The organism is Ochrobactrum sp. PL_is483, assembly GCF_055816855.1.
Window position 1 is genome coordinate 532,658 of the sequence record NZ_JBVPGS010000040.1, and the last position, 23,078, is coordinate 555,735.

Below are 23,078 nucleotides of genomic sequence, written 5' to 3' on the forward strand. Positions count from 1 at the left end.
AGGTGACGGAGACAATCGTGGTCGAGCTGGTCAACAATATCGAGAATCTCGAATTCATCATCGCCAAAGCCCGGGAGTATGATGTCCAGGTTCCTGCAGTGGATGAAGAAACCGGCTCCAATGCCAGTGACGACAATGAAATCGACATTCTCGACGCCTCACTGGCAAACCCTACTCGCAAGGAACTCTTTGCCGCAATTCGATCCCTCAACATTGACGAGCGGCAGGAGCTATTGGCGCTCATGTGGGTGGGACGTGGTGATTTCAGCGCCGACGAGTGGGACGAAGCTCTTTCAACTGCGGCTGACCGGGACAATGGCCGGGAGGCCAAATATCTTATTGGCACGCCCCTTCTGGGAGATTACCTGGAGGAAGGACTGGCGGCTTTGGGCATTGAAATCGAAGCTTACGATAATGAATAAGAAAAATTGATACATCCATGTACCGTTCTGTTTTGACGCTGCCATGTCCGAGCATTAGTGTTGCGAACAACTTGGGTTGGCTTCCCTGACCCGGAAAATCAAGCGTGATGGAGGACGGCACGATGCTTCAGAAGAACCTCACCCAAAAAACGGATTTCTATATCGACGGGGCATGGCGTGCGCCCATAGAAGCCAAATCCATTGAGGTCATCAATCCTGCCAATGAAAAGCCATACGCCGTTATCTCGGCCGGCTCTGCGAAAGACATAGACCTGGCGGTCGCTGGAGCTCGCAAGGCTTTCCCCTCCTGGAGCGAAACACCGGCAGCCGAGCGTATCGGGTATATACGGCGTCTCGTCGAAATCTACGAAGCCCGTCTGGATGAAATGGCCAAGACCATTTCACTTGAAATGGGTGCGCCAATTACGCTCGCTCGGGAATCGCAGGCGGCAGCTGGCCTTTCGCATACCAAGGCTTTCATTGCCGCTTTCGAGAATTTCGAATTTGAGGAAATCCTTTCCCCCAAATATCCGAACCAGACCGTGGTTCACGAACCAATCGGTGTGTGCGGCCTTATAACGCCGTGGAACTGGCCGATGAACCAGATCGCACTGAAAGTTGTTCCCGCATTGGCGGTCGGCTGCACGGTCGTGTTGAAGCCTTCCGAAATTGCGCCTATGTCGGCCATGCTCTTTGCCGAGTTTGTCGATCAGGCGGGTTTTCCGAAGGGCGTATTTAATCTCGTTAACGGTGAAGGCCCTGTTGTTGGCGAAGCGCTATCGCAGCATCCAGACGTCGACATGATGTCTTTCACCGGTTCGACACGAGCTGGAACGGCCGTTTCAAGAGCTGCCGCAGCCACCGTCAAGCGGGTGTCGCTCGAGCTTGGCGGCAAATCGCCAAACATCGTTTTTGCCGATGCCGACCTCGAAAAAACCATTGCGCGCAGTCTTGCTCATTGTTTCGAAAATACCGGGCAATCCTGTAATGCGCCGACGCGCATGCTTGTAGAACGCACGGTGTATGACAAGGCGGTAGAGCTAGCCAAGAAGGTGGCCGAAGGCACGAAGGTCGGTGATCCCGCAAAGGAAGGCGATCATATCGGCCCGCTTTCTTCTTCGATCCAGTTTGAGAAAGTTCAAAAACTGATTCAGAAAGGCATTGAAGAAGGCGCGCGACTAGTGGCGGGCGGAACCGGCCGTCCCGATGGTTTCTCCGAGGGCGATTTCGTCAAGCCGACGGTCTTTGCCGATGTTAACAATAATATGACGATTGCTCGTGAGGAAATCTTCGGTCCCGTGCTTGCCATGATCCCGTTCGATACGGAAGAAGAGGCGATCACGATTGCCAACGATACGCCTTACGGACTTGCCGCCTATATTCAGACTGGCAGCCCGGAACGCGCAAAGCGTGTGGCTCGTAAACTGCGCGCTGGCATGATTCAGATCAATGGAACGTCCCGCGCGCCTGGTAGCCCGTTCGGAGGCTACAAGCAATCGGGTAATGGTCGCGAAGGTGGAAAATGGGGCCTCGAAGACTTTATGGAAGTGAAGCTCATTAGCGGCTGATCCACATTCACTCATCAAAGCGCTGCCTGACGGCGCTTTGATGAATCTTCCACTTCAGGTCAGGCTTTCTCAATAACACGAACACGCTGGTCGCCGCCGATATCAACAAACTGCGTTGGCGGCGGCACCTCGTGTACGTTATGCGTACCGAAACTTTCTGGATAAAACGCAAAACCTTCCGGTGCTTGAGGCGGGCTTGTATCGTCAATCAAACGGCCGCCAGTCAATTCCGTCATCGGATCGGGAATGGCAGAAATCAGTCGCCGCGTATAAGGATGGGTCGGATTTGAAAATATGCGATCCCACGGTCCACTCTCAACAATCTGGCCAAAATACATGACAGCGACCCGATCGCTCATATGCTCCACGACACTCAGATCATGGCTGATCATGATGTAGGAAAGCCCAAGTCGTTCTTTCAGCTCCAGAAGCAGGTTGATGATCTGCGCCCGGATCGAGACATCAAGCGCGGAAACAGGCTCATCGAGCACAATGACCTTCGGGTTCAGCAGCAAGGCACGGGCAATCCCGATACGTTGACGCTGTCCACCGGAGAATTCATGCGGAAAACGTTTCGCCTGCTCAGGCTTCAAACCGACGAGACGCAGAATTTCCTCGACGCGGCCATCAACTTCACTGCGCGAGTTCACACCATGCAACCGCAATGGTGCAGCAAGTGATGTATAGACCGTCTGGCGTGGATTGAGTGATGCAAACGGGTCTTGAAAGACCATCTGCGCCATCTTTGCCCGTTCCAGCCGCGAGGGTTCGCTCTTGCCAGTAATCGGACGTCCTTCGAAATAAATCTGTCCGCTGGTCGGTTTCTGCAAGCCCACTATAGAGAGAGCGAGCGTGGATTTGCCGCAACCGGATTCACCCACAATCGACAGGCATTCGCCTTTATTGAGTGTCAGGCTGAGATTATTGACCGCGCGCAGCAATTGCTTGGAGCGATTGAAAATGCCACCGCTTACTGGGAAGTAAACGCAGACGTCATCGATGTGGAGCAAGGGCTCTGCCAATTTGGTTGAATGCATATCATTCATGATGGAAACACCTCACCAAGCCGGCATCCTCCAGCGGTGTCCAGCCCGGCTTTTGTGCGCGGCAAATATCGGTTGCGCGCGCGCAACGCGGCTCAAACCTGCAGCCCTTTGGAAAAGCGGAAATGGATGGCACGACGCCTTCGATCTCCTGAAGCCGCAACTGGCCTTCTTTCTGGCGAGAACCAAGTTGCGGGAGCGACGCCAGAAGCCCATGCGCATAAGGGTGCGCCGGATGATGAAAGAGGCCCGCCGTGATACGTTCTTCGACCAAATGCCCGGCATACATCACACCCACGCGACGGCACATTTTTGCGATGACCCCAAGATCGTGGCTGATCATGAGAACAGATGTCCCGCGCGCCGAGCAAAGTTCCTGCATCAGTCGCAGGATTTCCGCCTGAACCGTCACATCAAGCGCCGTCGTAGGCTCATCGGCAATCAGCAGATCCGGGTTGCATGCAAGCGCGATAGCGATCATGACGCGCTGGCGCATGCCGCCAGACATCTGATGCGGATAATTCTTCACGCGTTGCTCTGGCGCGGGAACCTGGACATTGGCTAGTGCTTCGACCGCCTTACGCTCCGCCTCATGCCAGGTCGCGCCCTGATGCAGCACGAACATTTCCGCAATCTGCCGCCCCACAGGCGACAGCGGATTGAGGGCTGTCATCGGCTCCTGAAAGATCATGGCGATACGATTGCCACGCAACTTTTGCATTTCGCGCGACGACATGGATCGCAGATCCTGACCTTTGAAGCGTATAGCCCCGCCTGTTATCGACAGTGGCTTGCGCAGCAACCCTATCATCGACAGTGCGGTGATGCTCTTTCCGCAACCGGACTCTCCAACCAGTCCGAATGTCTCGCCAGCATCGATGGTGAACGATACGTCTTCGACTACATTGTGTTTGCTCGAACCGGACACAATGTCGATCCGCAGGTTCTCGACCTCAAGAAGTGTTTGCTCGCTCATACCTTACGCGTCCTCATATGCGGATCGAGCCAGTCGCGAAGACCGTCACCGAACAAATTGAGTCCAAGCACCGTGAAAAAGATAGCAAGGCCGGGGAAGACCGCAGCCCAGGGCGCGTTCACGATCAACTCACGCGCATCCGTAAGCATATTGCCCCAACTTGGGTCTGGCGGACTGATGCCAAGGCCAAGATAGGAAAGTGCGGCTTCAGCAAGGATAGCATCGCCCATTCCCAATGTGCCGATAACGAGGATCGGTCCGATCATGTTCGGCACAATTTGCGTGATCATGATGCGGACATCGCTATAGCCAAGCATCTTGGCGGCCTGAATATAGCCCTGTTTCTTGAGTGAGAGCGTGGAACTGCGCGCAATGCGGCAAGTCCACGACCAGTTCGTGAGACCAAGTGCAAGCAAAAGGCTCGGCAAGCCGGGGCCGAGAACGGCCATGATCGCCAAAGCGAAGATCAGCGACGGTATTGCCAGCATCAGATTGGTCAGGCCATTGACGAAGTCATCCCACCAGCCGCCGAAATAACCGGCGGAAATGCCAAAACAGAGGCCAATAACCGTGTTGATGCACTGCGAGACGACGCCAACGGTCAAAGACACTTGCGCACCATAGAGAATGCGCGAATAGACATCGCGACCTTGTGCATCCGTTCCGAACCAGAACTGTGCGTCCGGCGGCAATTCGGCATTCATTAGATCGGCATCGAGGACCGGGTTATAGTGGGCAAGCAGGGGCGCAAAGACGGCCGCCGCCACGATGACTATACACACGAACCCACCGAATACGAGATTGAAACGCAGCTTCATGGGCTTACTCGTGGCTTATGCGCGGATCGATAACCGCGTAGAGAATGTCAACGATCGTATTGATCACCAGAAACCACAAAACGATCACGAGAATTGCCCCCTGCACGACGGGAATATCGCGCAAAGAAACGCTATCGATAAGCAAAGAGCCAAGGCCCGGCCAGGAGAACAGCTTCTCCACCACCACGGCCTGCCCCATCATCGATCCGAATTGCAAACCGATTGTCGTAATGATCAGCACCAGCGCATTGCGCATGACGTGCCACTTCACCAGCTTGAAACTGTTCATACCTTTCGAACGGGCAGTACGGATGAAATCAGCACCCATCACTTCAAGCACCGCTGCACGCGTCGTCCGTGCCAGCAAAGCAAGAGGTGCAACCCCCAACGTCAATGCGGGTAGAATGATGTTTCTGATGCCGCCGTCGCCATAGCCAAAGCTTGGCAACCATCCAAGCGTCAGTGCAAAGAGATACATAGCCAGCAAGCCAAGCCAGAACTGCGGCAATGAGAGGCCCGAAACCGCTCCTATCATGGTCACGCTGTCAAGCACGCTTCCCGGCTTGAGCGCGGCGAGAAACCCAAGTGGCACACCTATCAGGATCGCAAATCCCATGGCCGCAAAAGCGAGCTTCAGCGTGGGCCACATGCGCTCCTGAATAAGCGAGACAACCGGCTGCCTTGATCGATAGGACGTGCCTAGATCAAACTGCGCCAGCTGAACCAGGTAATTGCCGAAACGGACATGAACAGGCTTGTCGAGGCCGAACTCTTGGGTGATCTTTTCGACCATCTTCGGGTCGTTCATCCCCTTGCCATTGGCAATAAGGCCGGAGGCGATACTGCCGGGAACAACACTGAAAATGACGAAGATCAGCAGAGACACCGCGACAACCGTCGGTATCATCTGCAGGACGCGCCGAAGAATAAAATAGAGCACATGGTCCTCCTTTTGGATCGGCGCAAAGACGCCCGAGCAAAGGGGATGAGAGGCCCGCCCGAAATCGAGCGGGCCGATCCAGATCAGCCGAAGTTAGCGACCAGACGGAACTGTGTCATCAACCCAAAGTTTTTCGTAGGACTGAATTGCGAGTTCCGCCGAATTTGGTTGCAAACCATGCAACCATGGCTGATGCGCCATTACAGCCTTGTTGTAATTGAAGAACCATACCGGCGCTTCTTCCTGCAACAGGTTGTTGGCCTTCTTCAGAAGCTCGTTCTTTTCCTCTTCGGTTTTGGCCAGTTTTGCTGCATCGACAATCTTGTCGAATTCGGCATTGGAGAACTTCTGATAATTACACGCAGATTGTGGTGTCGTGGAATAGAAACACTGCATGGCCGTCAGCGCATCCGGGCCACTTTCAAGTGACCACATATAAGCCTGGAAATTACCAGCAGGAACCACATCGGCCAGCACCGACGCTTCGACCGGCTTTGCCTTCACCTTGATGCCGACCTTGGCGAGCATCGGAATGATCGCCTGAACGATGGTCAAACCCCAACTTTCGTTCTGCGTCGCGGTCAACTCAAACTCAAAGCCGTCAGCATATCCGGCTTCAGCAAGCAAAGCCTTCGCTTTTTCAGGATCATATGGATAAGGCTTTGCATCCTTGTCGAAGGCGGGCGACGAGTTTGGAAGCCAACCGACCGCGCGATAAGCCTTGTCCTTGACGAGGCGCTTGATGATGAGATCACTATCAATGGCGTAGTTGATTGCCTGACGGACACGCTTGTCCTGGAATGGTTTGAAATCCGGATTGAAGCCGACGGCCCGTGTATAAACTTCAGCCACCTCAACCATGTTCTTGGCAATTTCGGGGTCAGCAAGGTAGGCCGTGTATTGCGCCGGCCCAAGCACTGCCACGTCGATTTCCTTGTTGCGGAACGCAACGTCGCGCGCCGCAGCGTCACCCATGATCAATATATTGACCTTGTCGGCGTAGGGCTTACCTTTTTCATAGTATTTATCCCACTTCTCGACCGTCAGGCGGGAGCCGGGAACATATTCCGCAAATTTGTAAGGTCCAAGACCAATAGGGTGACGCTGGAACTCCTCGCTATCCCCCTCGCCTGCCGGATAAATGGCAGTATTGTTGCGCATGAACTGGAAGCCTGGGTCAATCGGCTGCTTCAGCGTGATTTCGAGGGTATGGTCGTCAATCTTTTTCAGGCCGGAAATTTCCTTGGCCTTGCCCTGCGTGTATTCCTCGGCACCCTTGATTTCTGCAATATAACGTGCCGGTGGAAATGCCTTTTTGGGGTCCATTATCCGGGTGTAGCTCCAGATAATGTCATCGGCAGTCAGTGGCTTTCCGTTGTGAAAAAATACATCAGGACGAAGTTTGTAGGTATAAACGAGCCTGTCGTCGGACACAGTCACATCGGTAGCAAGACCGAGTACCGGCTTGTTCAGATCAGCGTCCCAATCATAGAGCGTACGGTGGATAGCCTTCGCATAAAACTCATCCTGCGTGGCAGGCGACGCCTGAATATCAAGCGTTGAGAAGCTGTCGCCATAAGGTGCCACGAAATTGATGACACCTCCCGGACGCGGTTCGTCGGCAGCATAAGCAGCCGTTCCGGCCAACAGAACCGCGGACAGCGCCGCCAGCAAAGCGAATTTTCTCATATTTTTCCCCTTCATAGATATTGTTCTTGCGATCCAGATGAACCGTTTATTCGGTCAGCTTGGTCGAAACCAAGTTGACCGAATTTGCTCCGAAGCGTTTACGCTTCAATTCTTTTTGTTGCTTCCAGATATGGAGGCATGTCTTCACGACCGTTCGAACACAACCTCACCGCCACGCATGGTAAGAACGCAATGCGTATCCTTGAGAATTTCTTCCGGCTTGGCCGTGAGCATGTTGCGCGAGAAAACTGCGATATCGGCAACCTGTCCGGATACGAGCTTGCCCTTCACATTCTCCAGCTTCTGAGAGAAGGCTCCGAACTCCGTGTAAACCTGAAGAGCCTCTTCAATGGTCACACATTCGCGGGCATCCATCACCGTCCCCTTGCCAGTTTCGCGGGTCAGCATCGAATAGATGTTCGGATAGGGATTCGGGTGACATACCGGTGCATCGCTGCCGGTCGCTGGCTTGAAACCAAGCTCTTTCCAGGTCTTCAGCGGATAGCTTGAGAGAGCTCGCTCCTCACCCAGAACCGAAATATAGGCATCGCCGAAATCGTATATGAAAACCTGCTGCGGGCATGGATAGATACCAGCCTTTTTCATCCGCCCGTGCTGTTCCGGCGTGGAGAAGCCGCAATGTTCGATACGGTGGCGGCGATCCGGATCGGGATAGGCGGCGAGTGCCTTTTCATAGGCTGTGATGAGCTGGCCGATCGCAGCGTCGCCGATAGCGTGGCATGCCAGCTGGTAGCCCTTCTTGTGAGCATCCAGCACCAGCGCTTCCACTTCCGCGTCCGGCAATATCTGGACACCGATATTATTATCGTCGCCGAGATAAGGCTTGCTCATCCACGCAGTTCGTCCACCTGCCGAGCCGTCGAGGAAAATCTTGACGGCACCGACCGTCAGCATGTCATCGCCAACACCCGACACAAGACCAGCTTTGTAGCATTCCTCGACAATGGAAGAACCGGGATCGCCAAGAAGCACAAGCCAGGTACGTACCGGTAAGCGCTTCTCCAGTTTGGCGAGATTATAGGCACGAATCTCATCGAAGCCCGCAACCTGGCCGACAGCGGCATCCATAACGCTGGTAATGCCATAGGAAAGAAGCAGTTCGCCTGCGGCCTCAATGGCTTCGATCATTTCTTCCGTGGTTGCCTTAGGGATTGCTTTACGAACGACTCCCTGGGCATTTTCCGCAACTATTCCGGTCAGAACACCATTTTTCTGCTCGATCAGTCCACCTTCCGGCACCGGCGAATTTTCATCGATACCGGCCAATTCAAACGCTTTTGAATTAAAAATGGATACGTGACCGCAAGCCCGCACAAGCATGACAGGATTGTTTGGAGCAACCGCATCAAGTTCGGACTTATGCGGATGGCGGCCTACATCAAGCTTGGTCTGATCATAGCCGCGGGCTCTGATCCATGTTCCCTGAGGGACCGAAGCCGCCTTGTCTCGAATGGCATCGAGCAAACTTTGCAAGGTTGGTGCTGCCTGCGGCGTCGCGTCGATCCACTTTAGCGTAAGCCCAACCGAAATAAGATGTAGATGGGCATCGTTCAGTCCGGGCGTGGCGAAGCGTCCTTTCAAATCGATCAGACGTGTATTGCTGCCTTTCAATGACCAAATCTGGTCCTTTGTGCCTGTCGTCAGCACCTTGCCTTGCCAGATAGCCAAGGCTTCGACCGTGCCCTCCTCATATCCACACCAGATCGTACCGTTATAAATTATGGTATCGGCATACAATTCGGGCATTACAGGCATTTCAGCGATCCCCTCCCTAAGTCACGCTTTATAAGTTTAGGGAGACTTTCATTGATGCATTGAACGATCAAGCCGTGGATTTGTTAAATTTCCAGGGAGCAAATTGTTCAAAATGACAACTATACGGTCAATTTGCCGAAATTTTCGCAAAGCGGAGCCGCGCTTTCAGATCAAATCGACAAAGCCTGCTGCCAAATTGGACACTCGATGCTTCTGCCCTGTCAGCAATCGCAGCTTTTAAATGCTCGCCAACAGACGAAATATCCGCAGAGGGCCTCATTTGAGCGTCACAAAATCAAAAAACCGAATAACAGCATACCCCCGACCCCTTCCTTGGCGACCAATGGCCACCAGCACAATCGGCCGCCAAGGAAGGGGTTTAAACATGGTGTATCAGCCGCTCAATATGCCGCTCCGCCTTAATGTTCTGCCAATTGTTCAGGCGTCAGCAAATCTGCATGATGTACGCGCGCAACATCTGGATGCGACCGGAGGCGACTCTTAAGGTTGTTTGCGCCGACCTCACGAAAAATCGGATTTAGGGCATCGACGGTCACGCCGCGTTCCTTGATCTTCAACTCATCAGGCAAATCGATAACTGGAATGGTCGCATCATATCGGGCGCCAAGAAAGAAAGCGACGGAGAAACGTTCAACACCCGCCGGAGGCGCGACGACGCCATGTACATCAGCCCGCACAAACCCGTTAGTGGCAAGCTCAAGTAGTTCGCCGGTATTGATGACAAAGGTACCAGGAACCGGAGGCGCATCGATCCACTCGCCATCTTCGCGCTGGACGCGCAAGCCGGGAACGACATCCTGTAAGAGAACAGTAACGAAGCCACCGTCCTTATGGGCCCCCACTCCCTGCTCGCTTTCAGCGACGTCGCGGCCCGGATAACGAATGATCTTCAAGAGTTGAGACGGATGCGGTTCATAAATCTGGGCAAAAAAATCTTCCGGCTGCCCCAATGCGGCAGCGATGGCTTTCAGAATATCAATGCCAACACGCGTCACCTCAGCCTGATACGCAAGCAGCAAGGGTTTGAGCTCGGGCAAAGCCTCAGGCCATTGATTCGGGCCGATCAGACGCTTCCATGCCGGACTGTCCGGACCTAATATAACCGGTTCCAATTCCGTGTTGATATCCAGCTGTTCACGCCAATCCTGCTGGCCACGGGTCCGCTCAAAGCCAGCGCGATTGTAACCGCGAAAATGGGGCGACTTGACCATTTCTATTTTGAGTTTTTCTTCCGCAGGCAGCGCGAAGAACTTCTTTGCCGTGGTTACCACGTCTTCCACGAGTTTCGGATCGACGCCATGGCCAGTAAGATAAAAGAAGCCATGGTCGTGAAGCGTCTGGCGCAGTTCCGCGACAAAGTTGGCACGCTCGTCAGCTCTCCCGTTGAAACGCGATAGATCGAGCAAAGGCAGATTGATTGGCGCGGTATGTATAGTCAATGGTATCTCCCGGAAGATTTTCAACGTGAGCGGCGTGCGACGCGATGATTGGCAGGATGGGCAGCGATGCCTCACTGCTACAATCAAACTTACGGGAGAAAATAAAGCCTCCGAAATGAGTAGCCAAAGCATGGGCGTGCCATACTCGAGAGCTTCAGGAAAAGCTTTTCCATGAATTACGGAACGTGAAACAATTTCACGTTCCGCGATTGCCGCTGCTTTTGAAGCAGCGAGTCGGTCGGTGCCGGTTGCACCAAAGTTCTTCAGCTTTTTCGAAGAACAGCGCATGGCTTTCATTGTCGGCGGATGCAGCTGTCATCATCGCTATGGCAGCTGTGGCAACGATTGTATTTTCTGCACGTTTATCCACGGCAGCGCCAGACCAGACACCATACCAATATTCAAATGAGCTGAAGTTTGAGTGCTTGTCACCGCTTTCCCGGGAAAGTGTTGGAAGCACCAGATCGGTTTCACGACCGTCAAGAAGCCTGTAGATCGTATGCGGTCTATGCGGGACGAGTTCCGCGACATCACGGCTGGTCGAAACAACCGAAATCGAAGGCAGGCCGAGAAGCGCGCCCGCATCGCGATGCAATTTGCGATATGCGGGTTGTGTAACGCCCAGAAATGCAGCTTTGAGGTTCATCGGGTTTAGCAGATGGACCAGGCTATTCATTGATGAACGGGACTCAAACAGTGGATAGAGCGCAAGCAACGCATGGATCTGAGGCGCGAAACCAGCCATCGGCATGAAGCAGATTCCATGCGCCCTCAAAGCACTTCCCGCCGAGGTATGTGACGTCGCAATTGGTAGTTTGATGGCCTCAGCCGCCATCTCCAGCTTGCCAGAGATTTCCCCTGTTCCGCAGTTGCCATGCAAGACAACCGGATAGCCGGCTCGAGCGACCAGCAAAGCTGAGAGCATGAACCATGGAGACTGCATGGAATTGGGCGACAGATAAGCTGGCCAGTCGAGAGCGGGAATGTTCAATCCCGTCTCCAGTGAATAAATTCGCCTCGCCGCACGCGCCATGCCAGCAAGTTCGGTAGCAGTTTCTCCACGATAATGAATAAGCCGGAGTAGTGCGCTGATCTGCATGGGATCGGCTTTGCCCGCAAAGATCGTGGTGAATGCATCTTCAGCTTCCGACATTTCAAGCGGACGGGTATGCCCAACTTTTCGCCCTACCACAGCGATATATTTGGCAAGCCTCCGGACCGGATCATTTTCATCCTGAATGCGGGCGAACTGCGCCGCAAGCTGTTCCGGCGTCGGGTGATTTTCAAGCTCAATCACCTTGCGTATACCGAGCGGCGGCGGCGCCACTATAGCGCTTCTCTTCCATCCGTGATGCCCGGTGCAGCCCGATTTCGGCACTTCAGCAAGGTCTAGAGTCAATAGTGTTTCGGCTTCATTTGCCAGCCGCCGCAGTCGCCCTCGCAGTGCTTCTGCTTTTGGGGTCGCGACCATATTTCGGCCCGAGCGAACCAGGATAGGATCATTGAATTTTTCGCGAATCTGACCGAGCAGTCGGCTCATGGCTGCGATGCTCAACCCCATCTGCTTTGCGGCACCGCCGACACTGCCTTCCACCAGAAGTGCATCAAGAGCAATCAACAGTCGCAACTGCCCCAAACGAAGGCTTTCACTTTCGCCTTTTTGCGAATGTCGCTGAGTTTCCGGCTGCTTGCCCGACATCACTTTAGTACCCGCTCATTTGCAGTTTTTGAAATTTAGAACGCTTATAAAACATGATGATTGACCTCACCTTATTGCCATACATAAGGAGACTACAAAACTCAACTTTAAACGGTGACGAAAATGACCAGCTTGTTTCGGGGATTGTGGACTGAAGGTACACAAAACAGGCGTTCGGCGGGAAAATCGCCTGTTTACCGGGTGATCCTTGCGGGGACCTGTCTTTCCAGCACTCTGCTTCTGAGCGAAACGATGGCGACCGCGCAAACAGCAGCCAAAGCAACAGAGCAAGCAATCTCAGACGAGGCAAGCGCCAAGAAGAAAAAGGCGCCAGAAGCTGCCATCGAAACGACCGCCGACGGAGCCGTCAAACTCAATCAAATTGTCGTCACGGCCACCGGGTTCGAACAGAACATTACTGACGCCCCGGCGAGCATAACCGTGGTTCCTGGCGAAGAGCTGGAAAAGGGCGCTTATCGCGATCTGTCAGACGCTTTGAAAGATGTGCAAGGCGTGTCCGTGACCGGCCCTGCCGCCGAAAAAGACATCTTCATTCGCGGCCTTCCCGGTTCCTATACGCTGCTGCTCGTTGATGGAAAACGCCAGAGCACGCGCGATGCACGCACCAACGGTAACTCCGGCTTCGAACAGAGTTTCCTGCCACCCGCCAATGCCATCGAACGGATCGAAGTCATCCGCGGCCCTATGTCCTCGCTTTACGGATCGGACGCCATGGGCGGCGTCATCAATATCATCACCAAAAAAGTATCCGACACATGGAGCGGATCTTTTACGGTCGACGGCACGGTCCAACAACACTCCAAATTCGGGAACTCGTTGCAAGGTTCCTATTACATGACCGGGCCGCTGGTTCCGAATCTTGTCGGCGTTCAGGTCTGGGGGCGCGGCCTCAAGCGCCAGGAGGACAGTGTTATCGGTGGCACGCCTGAGCAGAAGGATATCGACATTACCGGTCGCATTACGCTGACCCCGAATGAAGATCACGATATCCTGCTCGAGTTGGGCAAGACTCGCCTTCGCCGCGACATGACCGTGGGCAACACGATCGACGCCAGCGGTCGAAATCCCGTTGACGCTTACAATTACAATGATCGCGATCACTGGTCGATCAGCCACACTGGCCGCTGGGGTCCTACCACGTCGGAATTCTCATTGATGCAGGAATGGGCCGAACGCACCAATTTTAACTGGGACAACAAGACCAAGAGCTATGTGGAGAATCTGCGTTCGCCGCATATCCGCAATTCAGTGCTTGATGGCAAGTTCACTACACCGTTCGAATTCTACGGCAATCACACGCTCGTAACCGGCGGACAGTTCACACAATCAGTGCTAACCGACCAGAATCCAGGGCGCCGCACCAACTTGGATGAAGAATTCAGTGTTCGCCAGTGGGCGCTCTTCGCCGAGGACGAATGGTGGATCACGCCGGATTTCGCTCTTACCGGCGGTCTCCGCATGGATGACCATGAAATCTACGGATCGCATTTCAGCCCGCGCGGTTACGCAGTCTGGCACGCTACTGAGCAATTGACCTTCAAGGGCGGCATCTCGACCGGTTTCCGCGCTCCGGAAATCCGTACCATTGCTCCCGGCTATGCCTATACGACTGGCGGCGCTGGTTGTTCATACGGCCCGAACGGTACCTGCGGCGTCATTATCGGCGATCCAAATCTGCAACCGGAGAAGAGCACCAGCTACGAAGCCAGCGCGCTCTGGGACAACCAGATGGGCCTGCGTCTCGGCGCGACCTATTTTTATACCGACTTCAAGGATAAGATTTCTAACGCATTGGTTACCGATGCCAACGGCAACCCGCTTCGTTGGAATGAAGATCCGAATTATCGCCTCTGGTATGCCTTCAATATCGACAATGCAGTCATGCAGGGTGTCGAGCTGACCTTTAACTGGGAAGCTACAGACAGCATTACCATTCGCGGTAACTATACCTACACGGACTCGGAGCAGAAGACTGGTGATTTTGCTGGTCTGCCGCTCGCCCGCACTCCGAAGCATATGGCAAGCCTGCGCGCCGATTGGATTACCCCTGTTGATGGTCTCAAAGCTTGGGCTGCGGGCAACTATCACGGGGAAGAAATCAACGCCAGCGCACGACTGGGTACGACACCGGCTGGAACGCCGATCTATCGCGACGGCAAAATTATCGCCGCCAAGTATAAGCCCTATGCGACCTTCGATATCGGCGGTTCCTATGACTTCAGCGAGAATGTCACCCTGAACGCTGCCGTCTACAATATCTTCGACAAAAAGGTCGATGTGGACGACTTCAATACGGTTGTCGATGGTCGCCGTCTCTGGGTCGGTATGACCTCCCGCTTCTAGGATCGCAACACCGTGACGCCTGCCAGCAATGGCGGGCGCCCTTTCCATGATTGGATGCTCGTATGAGCGTAGTGACGAATATCGTAAAAAAGGTGTGCTTAATCATGGCGGGGATACTTACAGCGTCCGCAGTGCAAGCTGCTGAGCGTGCCATCTCGTCCTTTGACATGGAAGCCAACGGCATCACCTATCGTATATTCACCGCCGCACCAAAAGAGGCGCCCCCAAAGGGTGGTTATCCGGTTATATACATGCTCGACGGCAATCGCATGTTGCCGATTGCGGCAAAACTCATGGCAGAAAATGCTGCCTTGAAAGCCGTTTTTGTCGGCATCGGCTATCCAACCGATAATCAGGATGAAATTGTTCGCCTGAGATACTTCGACCTTACACCGCACACGCGTGACGAACTGATTCCGGTTCACTTTAATGTGCCGAAGACCGGAGGACGGGATGCATTCTTCGATTTCATCGACAATCAGGTAAAACCTGAAATCGAAAAGCGTTTCGATATCGATAAAAGACAACAAGCCTTGTTCGGCCACTCATTGGGTGGGCTGTTCACCCTTTATGCCTTGTTCAATCATCGGGATTCTTTCCAGACTTACAGTGCAGCAGATCCGTCGATCTGGTGGAATGATCGCTCGATTTTGAAAGACAAAGATCAATTCGTCTCCACTTTCAAAAACACGCCTCACCCGATCCGTCTGCTCATAGAAACCTCCGGCAAACGCGGTAGCCGTCCTGGCCAGATGAAACAGGACGATGATCGGTTGAAGAAATTGCGCGGCGGACCTTCCGGTGCGGATGTTTTCAAAGAGCTTTCCGAACTTCCGCAAATGGACGCAGCCTTTCACCGTTTCGAGGATGAGAGCCACGGATCAATGATACCGTTAACGGTCGAAGACAGCCTCAATTTTATCCTGCTCAAGCAAGCCCCTCGGCCAAAAAACAACTGAATTTTATCTCCGGTCTTTGACGGAGAAGATACTTGACTATAAAGCACAGGATTGATGAAAGGATCGAACCATGCTGAATATCGCTCAACACGTTACCCGGCTATGTGGTGCCGCCGCTGTGGCGCTGGGCATTGTTGCAACTGCCAATGCTGCTGATCTAACCATCAAGCATGTCCAGGGTGAGACAGTGGTGCCAGAATCACCGGCCAAGGTATTGGTGTTCGATCTCGGCACTCTCGACAATTTGGACCGCCTTGGTGTCAAGGTTACGGGTGTTCCAAGCGGCATATCCTACCCTGAATATCTCAAGCAGTATCAGAGTGACGATTATGCGAAAATCGGCACGCTGTTCGAACCGGACTATGAAGCAGTTAATGCCGCAGAACCGGACCTGATCATCGTGGCAGGGCGTTCGGCTGCGAAATATGGCGAGCTTTCGAAGATTGCTCCGACAATCGATCTGACCACCAATGCGAAGAGTTTCATCGCCGACACGGAAGCCAATATCGAGAAACTCGGCCAGATTTTCGGCAAGGAAGCAGAAGCAAAGGCTGAAGCCGAGAAGCTTGATGTCGCACTTGCCGCGTTAAGGGAAAAGGCTGCCCAAAAGGGTAACGGCCTTCTCATTCTTACTTCCGGCGGCAAGATCAGTGCCTACGGCCCGGGATCACGCTTCGGCGTTCTGCATGACAGCTTCGGCGTGAAACCTGCCGCCCCTGATCTGTCTGTCGGCAATCACGGTCAGCCCGTCAGCTCGGAGTTCATTCTTGAAACCAATCCTGATTGGCTTTTCGTCATCGACCGAGATGCTGCCATCGGCCGTGAAGGCAATTCGGCCAAGCAGGTCCTCGACAATGAACTCGTGCGGCAGACCAATGCCTGGAAAAAGGATCAGCTTGTCTATCTGAACGCTCAGAACTGGTACCTGATCGGCGGCGGTCTCGGCGCGCTTCACGGCACCATTGATCAGCTTTCGCAGGCTTTCGACAAGGCAAAGTAACGGGCTTCCAAACCGAATCCGGTCGGGCCACCGTGGGGTGGCCCGAAATCGTGATCAGGCAAACGAGCATTTCCAAAAGTGTGAAACGGTTTTGCGTTCGGAAATGCTGAAAAAACAAATGGATAGAGCGGTTCCAATGTTCCTGTTAACCGGACCCGCTCTAGAACAGGAAATTAGCGTGAAGGGACTTGCAGCAGCCATAGCCGTTGTTGCCGTATTGGCTGTCATAAGCCTGTTTATCGGTGTCAGCGATGTGTCGCTAGCCACACTTTTTGGCGCCGAAAGCACCGACCGCGCGGCCGGAGTTCTACTCATCAGCCGCATTCCACGCACACTTGCAATCATTCTGGCGGGCATGTCCATGGCTGTTTCGGGCATGATCATGCAAATGTTGACGCGCAACCGTTTTGTTGAACCATCTACGGCTGGCACTGTTGAATCTGCCGGTCTCGGCATCCTTCTGGTCGTATTATTCGCGCCTGAAACGCCTGTTATCGGTAAAATGCTGGTTGCTTCTGTTACAGCGCTTGCCGGAACCGCCCTCTTTCTTCGTATTCTTCGGGCAATTCCATTGCGTTCCGTTCTTGTGGTGCCATTAGTCGGCATCATGCTTGGCGGCGTCATCAATGCGATAACCACCTTCATCGCTTACCGCTTCGATCTGCTGCAATCGCTCAATTCCTGGACAACCGGAGATTTTTCGGGCGTCCTCCGTGGCCGCTACGAACTCCTATGGCTGGCATTCCTCCTGACGGTCGTCGCCTATATAGCCGCCGACCGTTTCACGGTCGCTGGACTGGGTGAGGATTTCACCACCAACCTTGGTCTCAATTACCGCCGCGTGGTCACGTTCGGCCTCGTTATTGTTTCTACGGTCAGCGCATCGGTCGTTGTGACCGTCGGCATGATACCTTTCCTCGGTCTTATCGTCCCGAACGTTGTCAGCATGTTCATCGGCGACAATATGCGGCGCGCGGTGCCATGGGTGGCAGTTCTCGGCGCGGGTCTCGTTCTTGCCTGTGACATCGTTGGGCGGCTGGTCCGCTTCCCTTACGAAATCCCGATAGGCACGATGATGGGCGTCGCAGGGAGCGCCATCTTCCTTTACCTATTGTTGCGGCGGGGTTCACGCCTTGCTTAAGCGTCCGCGTGTAGTTCTTTTGCTGCTTTGCGCCCTTACTCTTCTTGCAACGGCCGCATTCATGACAATCGGCGCGAAGGGAAGCTGGTCTTTCATCCTGTCCTTCCGCGGCACCAAACTTGTGGCCATGGTGCTGGTCGCATACTCTATTGCCGTTTCAACAGTGTTGTTTCAGACCGTAACAAACAACCGCATCCTGACCCCATCTATCATGGGGTTCGACGCGCTTTATATCCTGATCCAGACGTTGGTGGTCTTCTTCTTCGGCGCCGTTCAGATCGACTGGCTTGGACCAAACATTCGATTTCTCGCTGAAACCGCTATCATGGTGGTTTTCGCCGGCACGCTCTATTACTGGCTGTTCTCGGGAGCAACCCGTAGCCTGCATCTCGTTATGCTTGTCGGTATCGTCTGCGGAGTGTTTTTCCGCAGCATTTCCAACCTGATACAGCGAATGCTTGATCCAAATCTCTTCGCTGTTCTGCAGGATCGTTTCTTCGCTAGCTTCAATACCATCAACAGCGACATTCTGATTATGTCGGTCGTCATCGTAGTTGCGGTTTCGCTCTACGGACTGCGCTTCATTCACGTTTTTGACGTTCTGTCTCTCGGGCGCGATCCCGCAATCAATCTGGGCGTTGATCATCGGCGCATCGTGCGCAAAATCCTTTTCATGGTCACGGTGCTAGTTTCCGTTTCCACGGCACTGGTCGGGCCCATTACCTTCTTCGGCTTGCTGGTGGCCAACCTGGCCTATATGCTTGCCGGTTCGGCAAAACACCGGTTTATCCTGCCTATTGCCATCCTGCTTGCAATCCTCTGCATCGTCGGCGGACAGACCGTTCTTGAACGTGTTTTCTCGTTCAACGCCGCACTCAGCGTCATTATCGAGTTTCTGGGCGGCCTTGTCTTCATCATCCTTCTCGTCAGGGGGCACGCACGTTGATAGAAATCAGTCAGGTCAGCAAATCCTACAACGGCACGCTTGTTGTCGATGACGTCACCCTGAAACTGCCTGCTTGCGGCATAACCTCGATCATCGGGCCGAATGGAGCGGGAAAATCGACGCTGCTCTCGATGGTGAGCCGTCTCCTGCCGATGGACAAGGGCCGGGTGACCGTAGACGGACTCGACGTTTCGGCGACCTCTGGTGATGTGCTCGCTAAACGCCTGTCGATCTTGCGGCAGGAAAATGCAATCAACTCTCGCCTGACCGTGCGCGACCTCGTAACCTTTGGCCGCTATCCCCATTCCAAAGGCAGGCCGAACAACGATGATCGCAAACATGTCGAGCAGGCTATCGGCTATCTTGGCCTTGACGATCTGAGCGAACGTTTTCTGGATGAACTCTCAGGCGGACAGCGCCAGCGTGCCTTTGTAGCAATGGTGCTATGCCAGGATACAGATTACGTACTACTGGACGAACCGCTCAACAATCTCGATATGAAGCATTCCGCTTCAATGATGAAGCTGTTGCGGCGAGCCGCAGACGAACTTGGAAAAACCGTCGTTCTGGTTCTGCATGATATCAATTTCGCGTCGTGTTATTCCGACCATATAGTCGCCATGCGCCACGGCAAGGTCGCACATCAGGGAAGCCCGGATGAACTCATTCATCCGGAAATCCTCGGAGACATTTACGAAATGGAGATTGCCGTCGAAATCATCGGCGGCAAGCGTATCGGGGTCTATTATCTTTAGGCAACCGCATCTGAAGGAAACAGTGCCTGCAAGGCGTCATATGATGCCAGTACGGTTTCCATTTGAGCAGTATGCCCTCGAACGAACGCATCACCGTAAATCGTCTCATCCGGATATTCGGTGATGAGCGTCAGCGGTACGGTGTGCCGATCGTCAACCCCGACGAGGCAAGGAAAACCGTTGATGATGCGGAAACCCGTTTCGCCCGCATGTTGCTCGAAAAGCCTGATCTGGGCGTTGTTATAGGCAACCAATCCATCAATGGCAGCCAAATGCCCGGTCACGCGATCGATCAGCTCCTCCGCTTGCCTCTCCCAGGAGGCATGGTGGCGAATGATCAGAAAAAACCCCTTGGGCAATGTCCACATCGCAAAGGAACGCGGCACATAGCCGGATAGCGGGCGCGTCCATTCATGCGAGGGATAACCATGCAGGTTGACATGCAGCTTCGCGCCGGTCCGCTTTTCGGCTTCCACGCGAATGGCCTTTTCATAGAGCCCCTCTCCGCTTCGATATTCCAGATCGTCGCCGAGCGCCGTATATCGGGCGGCGTGATGCATATGAAGGGGCTGGAGTGCGCAAAGCCGCTTGTGTATCTCGTATCCGTCGGGGTTTTCCTGCGGGGAAATCGTGAAATGCGCGCCGCCGCGGGCCGCAAGGCGGTTGGCAGCACGCAACGCGCCGACAACACCCGTCGTTTCATTCGCATGCTGACCGGCGCTGATCATCATAGCGGCGTCGCTGCCCTTAAGATAGGTCGCGCGCACCGTTCTGCCTGAACGGGTATTTGCCTCGAAAGGCGTACCGCCCAGTCTGGCAATTTCACGACGGATCTGATCGGCGGAAAGCGGCGCCTGAGCTGTCTCCAGAACCTGCTCTGCCGTCAGCGCGTCGTCGGTAGAAAGCGGTCGCGTTTCCACTTTGACAGACGGTTCGGCATCGAGAAAGCGGATTTCCGGCACAATCTGGCCCGGTTGCAAGCCGCGATCCCCGACCGGGCGACCGGACTTTTTCTGAAAAACTTCGAGCAGCGAGAAATAGATATCCTCGTGCATGGCTTCGGTGAGGCTCAGCCTTTCCTCGTCGTAAGACAGGCGGCGGTCAGTGATCGGTAGGCTGACTGCGATGTTCAGCTCATCAAAATAAGGTTCGCCACGCTTCCAGTCATGAGCGGCGATGGTTGAGACGGTGTCATGAAACAGCTTTTCATATGATGTTTCAAAGCGTTCGCTATCGATTTTGCCATGCTGCGTGATGGCAAGCCAACCGGTGGGTGAGACCAGTGTTTCACCGATGAAATCCTCATGCACGCGGTTTGGGGCAAAGACCCGATGGCTCTCGCTACGACCATCAGTAAAGACCAGATCGACTTCATAATGAAAATCGTCTTTGCCGGAGGCCAGGAATACTGTCTCCACCTGCGGCAGAAGCGCGGATAAGGGATAGGTCTCCAGCAGGAAGCGGTTCTGCACGCAGGCGTCGTGACGAGGATAGCGGATCGCAGCCGACTTCAGCGTAGCGCCGTCCACTTCTTCGAGAAAGAAATGCAGGAGCGGTTTATAGGCAGAACGGAACCGTGCTTCGACACCTGCCTCGCGTAGCTTCGTTTCGGCGGCAAAGCGGCTTGGCTGGTCATCGAACAGCCAGGCTTCCACCTTCGCACCGCGCATTTCGGGTTTCAGAAAGCGTTCAACAAGCGCATGAACGGTGCGCGGATAGTTTTTTTCAAAAAGCACTTTCATCGGGAAGTCCTGCCCGTTGGATCGAGGCTATCGCGCAACCAATCTCCAAGGAGATTGAGGCCAAGCACGGTGAAGAGAATGGCAAGGCCCGGAAATACGCTCACCCACCAAGCTGTCTGGAGATATGTGCGTCCGTCGGCCAGCATGCCTCCCCAACTCGGGATAGTCGGATCAACACCAAGGCCAAGAAAGGTCAGGCTCGATTCAAGCAGGATATTGTTGGCGACATTGAGCGTCATCAGCACGATCACCGGACCGAGCAGGTTCGGCAGCAGATGCTGGAAAATGATACGCCAATCCTTCACGCCGATAGCGCGAGCAGACAGGATGAACTCGCGCTCGCGCAGCGACAGCACCGAGCCGCGCACCAGTCGCGCATATTGTACACATTGCGACACGATCAGCAGGATGATGGTGTTGAACAGCCCGCCCCCCAGAATGGCCATCACGGTGATAGCGAGCAGGATGAAGGGCATGGCAAGCTGCACATCGACAAAGCGCATCAGCGCCATGTCCCAGAAGCCGCGATAATAACCAGCGACCAGCCCCATGATGGTGCCGATAACCACAGAGCCGATCACCGAAACAAAACCGACGAACAGCGAAATCTTGCCGCCGGTAATGACACGTGCCAGCACATCGCGCCCCAGCGGATCGGTGCCGAAAACATGGGCTGGATTGACGAATGGCGGTGTCAGACGGGCCAGCAGATCAATTTTGTTGGCGCCGCCCGGAAACAAATAGCCGGAGAAAATCACAGCTAGGCAAATACAGCCGGTCAGCACGACACCGACGATGAACTCAAGGCTGGCAAAACGCGAAAACAGAACGGATGAGGTCTTGGTTGCCATAGGTCCTACTCCGTGCGGATACGCGGATCGACAAGGCCGTAGGCGATGTCCACGAGAAGATTGACGCCGATGATCAGCATGGAAAGGATTGCGATAGTGGCCTGCAGAACCGGATAATCGCGCCCTGCCACGGCGTCGAAGGCAAGCGTACCCATGCCCGGCCAGTTGAAAACTCGCTCTACCACCACGATACCGCCGAGCAGACCACCGAACTGAAGGCCGAGATAGGTGATCAGCGGAATAGCGCAATTGCGCAGGGCGTGCTTGTAGAGAACCTTGTTTTCACTGAGCCCCTTGGCGCGCGCCACCATGATATATTGCGATTGCAGCGTCTCCAGCATCGCCGTGCGCACAAGACGAACATTCGTTGCGGTCAGGATGATGCCCATGGTGAGCGCTGGCATGATGAAGCTTGCAATGCCGCTCATGCCGCTCGGTGGCAGCCATTGCAGCGAGATGCCGAACAGCAACACCAGCATCGTTGCCAGCCAGAAATTCGGAAACGAAAGGCCCACAAGCGAGCAGATGCGGATCAACTGATCGGCCCATCTACCGCGCGACACGGCTGCCTTGATCCCAAGCGGAACCGAAATCACGATGGAAACGAACAGAGAAGCGAAAGCCAGCATCAGCGTGGCAGGCAAAGCGCCAGCCACCAGTGTCGATACGGGCGTGCCGCCGAGGAAACTGCGCCCCAGATCCATCGTGAACAGCCCTTTCAGGAACTGCCAGTACTGAACGAAGAACGGCTGGTTGAGACCGAGGCCTTCGCGGATGCGTGCAAGATCAGCTTCGGTGATACTGCCCGCGCCTTGCGTCAACATCAAAGCCGGATCGCCCGTAAGGCGGACCGCGAAAGCGACAAGCAGCGTCATCGCGACAAGCACGAACAACGCCTGCAAAACTCGTTTGATCAGAAATCCGGCCAC

19 protein-coding genes are annotated in these 23,078 nt (G+C 54.3%); 8 read left to right on the top strand and 11 right to left on the bottom strand.

Features of this window, described 5'->3' with window-relative positions; all coding sequences use genetic code 11:
* Positions 1 to 17 precede the first annotated feature (17 nt).
* Complete coding sequence (locus AC0TNJ_RS20815) at positions 18 to 422, top strand: DUF3775 domain-containing protein (protein WP_122001867.1); 405 nt, start codon at positions 18 to 20, stop codon at positions 420 to 422.
* A 122-nt stretch (positions 423 to 544) separates the two neighbouring features.
* On the top strand, positions 545 to 1,990 hold the full coding sequence (locus tag AC0TNJ_RS20820; protein WP_473772281.1) for an aldehyde dehydrogenase family protein: 1,446 nt from the start codon (positions 545 to 547) through the stop codon (positions 1,988 to 1,990).
* A 59-nt stretch (positions 1,991 to 2,049) separates the two neighbouring features.
* Here AC0TNJ_RS20820 and AC0TNJ_RS20825 read toward each other — a convergent pair whose 3' ends face one another.
* The 8 genes from AC0TNJ_RS20825 to AC0TNJ_RS20860 all read right to left on the bottom strand — a co-directional run bounded on the left by AC0TNJ_RS20825 (position 2,050) and on the right by AC0TNJ_RS20860 (position 12,391).
* Entirely contained in the window at positions 2,050 to 3,036 is a 987-nt protein-coding gene (locus tag AC0TNJ_RS20825; protein WP_473772282.1) for an ABC transporter ATP-binding protein, read from the bottom strand.
* Positions 3,029 to 4,009 carry an ABC transporter ATP-binding protein gene (locus AC0TNJ_RS20830; RefSeq protein WP_473772283.1) on the bottom strand — a complete coding sequence of 327 codons (981 nt, stop codon included), beginning with the start codon at positions 4,007 to 4,009 and terminating at the stop codon, positions 3,029 to 3,031. Before AC0TNJ_RS20830 ends, AC0TNJ_RS20825 begins: the two co-directional genes overlap by 8 nt.
* The gene (locus tag AC0TNJ_RS20835; RefSeq protein WP_122001870.1) at positions 4,006 to 4,827 is read right to left on the bottom strand and encodes an ABC transporter permease; all 822 of its coding nucleotides are present in this window, start codon (positions 4,825 to 4,827) and stop codon (positions 4,006 to 4,008) included. Before AC0TNJ_RS20835 ends, AC0TNJ_RS20830 begins: the two co-directional genes overlap by 4 nt.
* A gap of 4 nt (positions 4,828 to 4,831) precedes the next feature.
* Positions 4,832 to 5,767, bottom strand: a complete 936-nt coding sequence (locus AC0TNJ_RS20840; protein ID WP_122001871.1) for an ABC transporter permease — start codon at positions 5,765 to 5,767, stop codon at positions 4,832 to 4,834.
* Positions 5,768 to 5,860: 93 nt separating this feature from the next.
* Positions 5,861 to 7,456, bottom strand: a complete 1,596-nt coding sequence (locus AC0TNJ_RS20845) for an ABC transporter substrate-binding protein (RefSeq protein WP_473772284.1) — start codon at positions 7,454 to 7,456, stop codon at positions 5,861 to 5,863.
* Positions 7,457 to 7,600: 144 nt separating this feature from the next.
* A complete protein-coding gene (locus AC0TNJ_RS20850) occupies positions 7,601 to 9,223 on the bottom strand; it encodes an amidohydrolase (protein ID WP_473772426.1) in 1,623 nt (540 codons plus the stop codon).
* Between the two features lie 428 nt (positions 9,224 to 9,651).
* Positions 9,652 to 10,692 carry an isopenicillin N synthase family dioxygenase gene (locus tag AC0TNJ_RS20855; protein WP_473768615.1) on the bottom strand — a complete coding sequence of 347 codons (1,041 nt, stop codon included), beginning with the start codon at positions 10,690 to 10,692 and terminating at the stop codon, positions 9,652 to 9,654.
* A 196-nt stretch (positions 10,693 to 10,888) separates the two neighbouring features.
* Entirely contained in the window at positions 10,889 to 12,391 is a 1,503-nt protein-coding gene (locus AC0TNJ_RS20860) for a glycosyl transferase family protein (protein WP_473772285.1), read from the bottom strand.
* A gap of 123 nt (positions 12,392 to 12,514) precedes the next feature.
* Between AC0TNJ_RS20860 and AC0TNJ_RS20865 the strand changes: the two genes are divergently transcribed.
* From AC0TNJ_RS20865 to AC0TNJ_RS20890, 6 genes are all read left to right on the top strand, one after another.
* Positions 12,515 to 14,755, top strand: a complete 2,241-nt coding sequence (locus AC0TNJ_RS20865) for a TonB-dependent receptor domain-containing protein (RefSeq protein WP_473772286.1) — start codon at positions 12,515 to 12,517, stop codon at positions 14,753 to 14,755.
* 62 nt (positions 14,756 to 14,817) lie between these two features.
* Entirely contained in the window at positions 14,818 to 15,714 is an 897-nt protein-coding gene (locus tag AC0TNJ_RS20870; RefSeq protein WP_473772287.1) for an alpha/beta hydrolase, read from the top strand.
* 70 nt (positions 15,715 to 15,784) lie between these two features.
* Positions 15,785 to 16,714: a siderophore ABC transporter substrate-binding protein gene (locus tag AC0TNJ_RS20875; RefSeq protein WP_473772288.1), complete on the top strand. Its 930-nt coding sequence runs from the start codon at positions 15,785 to 15,787 to the stop codon at positions 16,712 to 16,714.
* A 178-nt stretch (positions 16,715 to 16,892) separates the two neighbouring features.
* Positions 16,893 to 17,855: an ABC transporter permease gene (locus AC0TNJ_RS20880; RefSeq protein WP_122001879.1), complete on the top strand. Its 963-nt coding sequence runs from the start codon at positions 16,893 to 16,895 to the stop codon at positions 17,853 to 17,855.
* Entirely contained in the window at positions 17,848 to 18,801 is a 954-nt protein-coding gene (locus tag AC0TNJ_RS20885) for an iron chelate uptake ABC transporter family permease subunit (RefSeq protein WP_473772289.1), read from the top strand. The genes AC0TNJ_RS20880 and AC0TNJ_RS20885 overlap by 8 nt, the downstream gene beginning before the upstream one ends.
* Positions 18,798 to 19,556, top strand: coding sequence for an iron ABC transporter ATP-binding protein (locus AC0TNJ_RS20890; RefSeq protein ID WP_473772290.1), 759 nt, complete (start codon positions 18,798 to 18,800; stop codon positions 19,554 to 19,556). The genes AC0TNJ_RS20885 and AC0TNJ_RS20890 overlap by 4 nt, the downstream gene beginning before the upstream one ends.
* Here AC0TNJ_RS20890 and AC0TNJ_RS20895 read toward each other — a convergent pair.
* From AC0TNJ_RS20895 to AC0TNJ_RS20905, 3 genes are read right to left on the bottom strand one after another with little or no spacing between them, the layout of a single operon-like run.
* A complete protein-coding gene (locus AC0TNJ_RS20895; protein ID WP_473772291.1) occupies positions 19,553 to 21,298 on the bottom strand; it encodes a peptidase M14 in 1,746 nt (581 codons plus the stop codon). The genes AC0TNJ_RS20890 and AC0TNJ_RS20895 overlap by 4 nt on opposite strands.
* A complete protein-coding gene (locus AC0TNJ_RS20900; RefSeq protein WP_473772292.1) occupies positions 21,295 to 22,149 on the bottom strand; it encodes an ABC transporter permease in 855 nt (284 codons plus the stop codon). The genes AC0TNJ_RS20895 and AC0TNJ_RS20900 overlap by 4 nt, the downstream gene beginning before the upstream one ends.
* A 5-nt stretch (positions 22,150 to 22,154) precedes the next feature.
* Complete coding sequence (locus AC0TNJ_RS20905; protein ID WP_473772293.1) at positions 22,155 to 23,078, bottom strand: ABC transporter permease; 924 nt, start codon at positions 23,076 to 23,078, stop codon at positions 22,155 to 22,157.

What these genes read in the sequence shown, in the direction of transcription:
- AC0TNJ_RS20820 (WP_473772281.1), top strand. Translation starts at nt 545, where the DNA reads ATGCTTCAGAAGAACCTCACCCAAAAAACGGATTTCTATATCGACGGG.
- AC0TNJ_RS20825 (WP_473772282.1), bottom strand. Translation starts at nt 3,036, where the DNA reads ATGAATGATATGCATTCAACCAAATTGGCAGAGCCCTTGCTCCACATC.
- AC0TNJ_RS20830 (WP_473772283.1), bottom strand. Translation starts at nt 4,009, where the DNA reads ATGAGCGAGCAAACACTTCTTGAGGTCGAGAACCTGCGGATCGACATT.
- AC0TNJ_RS20835 (WP_122001870.1), bottom strand. Translation starts at nt 4,827, where the DNA reads ATGAAGCTGCGTTTCAATCTCGTATTCGGTGGGTTCGTGTGTATAGTC.
- AC0TNJ_RS20845 (WP_473772284.1), bottom strand. Translation starts at nt 7,456, where the DNA reads ATGAGAAAATTCGCTTTGCTGGCGGCGCTGTCCGCGGTTCTGTTGGCC.
- AC0TNJ_RS20850 (WP_473772426.1), bottom strand. Translation starts at nt 9,223, where the DNA reads ATGCCCGAATTGTATGCCGATACCATAATTTATAACGGTACGATCTGG.
- AC0TNJ_RS20860 (WP_473772285.1), bottom strand. Translation starts at nt 12,391, where the DNA reads ATGTCGGGCAAGCAGCCGGAAACTCAGCGACATTCGCAAAAAGGCGAA.
- AC0TNJ_RS20865 (WP_473772286.1), top strand. Translation starts at nt 12,515, where the DNA reads ATGACCAGCTTGTTTCGGGGATTGTGGACTGAAGGTACACAAAACAGG.
- AC0TNJ_RS20870 (WP_473772287.1), top strand. Translation starts at nt 14,818, where the DNA reads ATGAGCGTAGTGACGAATATCGTAAAAAAGGTGTGCTTAATCATGGCG.
- AC0TNJ_RS20875 (WP_473772288.1), top strand. Translation starts at nt 15,785, where the DNA reads ATGCTGAATATCGCTCAACACGTTACCCGGCTATGTGGTGCCGCCGCT.
- AC0TNJ_RS20895 (WP_473772291.1), bottom strand. Translation starts at nt 21,298, where the DNA reads ATGAAAGTGCTTTTTGAAAAAAACTATCCGCGCACCGTTCATGCGCTT.
- AC0TNJ_RS20900 (WP_473772292.1), bottom strand. Translation starts at nt 22,149, where the DNA reads ATGGCAACCAAGACCTCATCCGTTCTGTTTTCGCGTTTTGCCAGCCTT.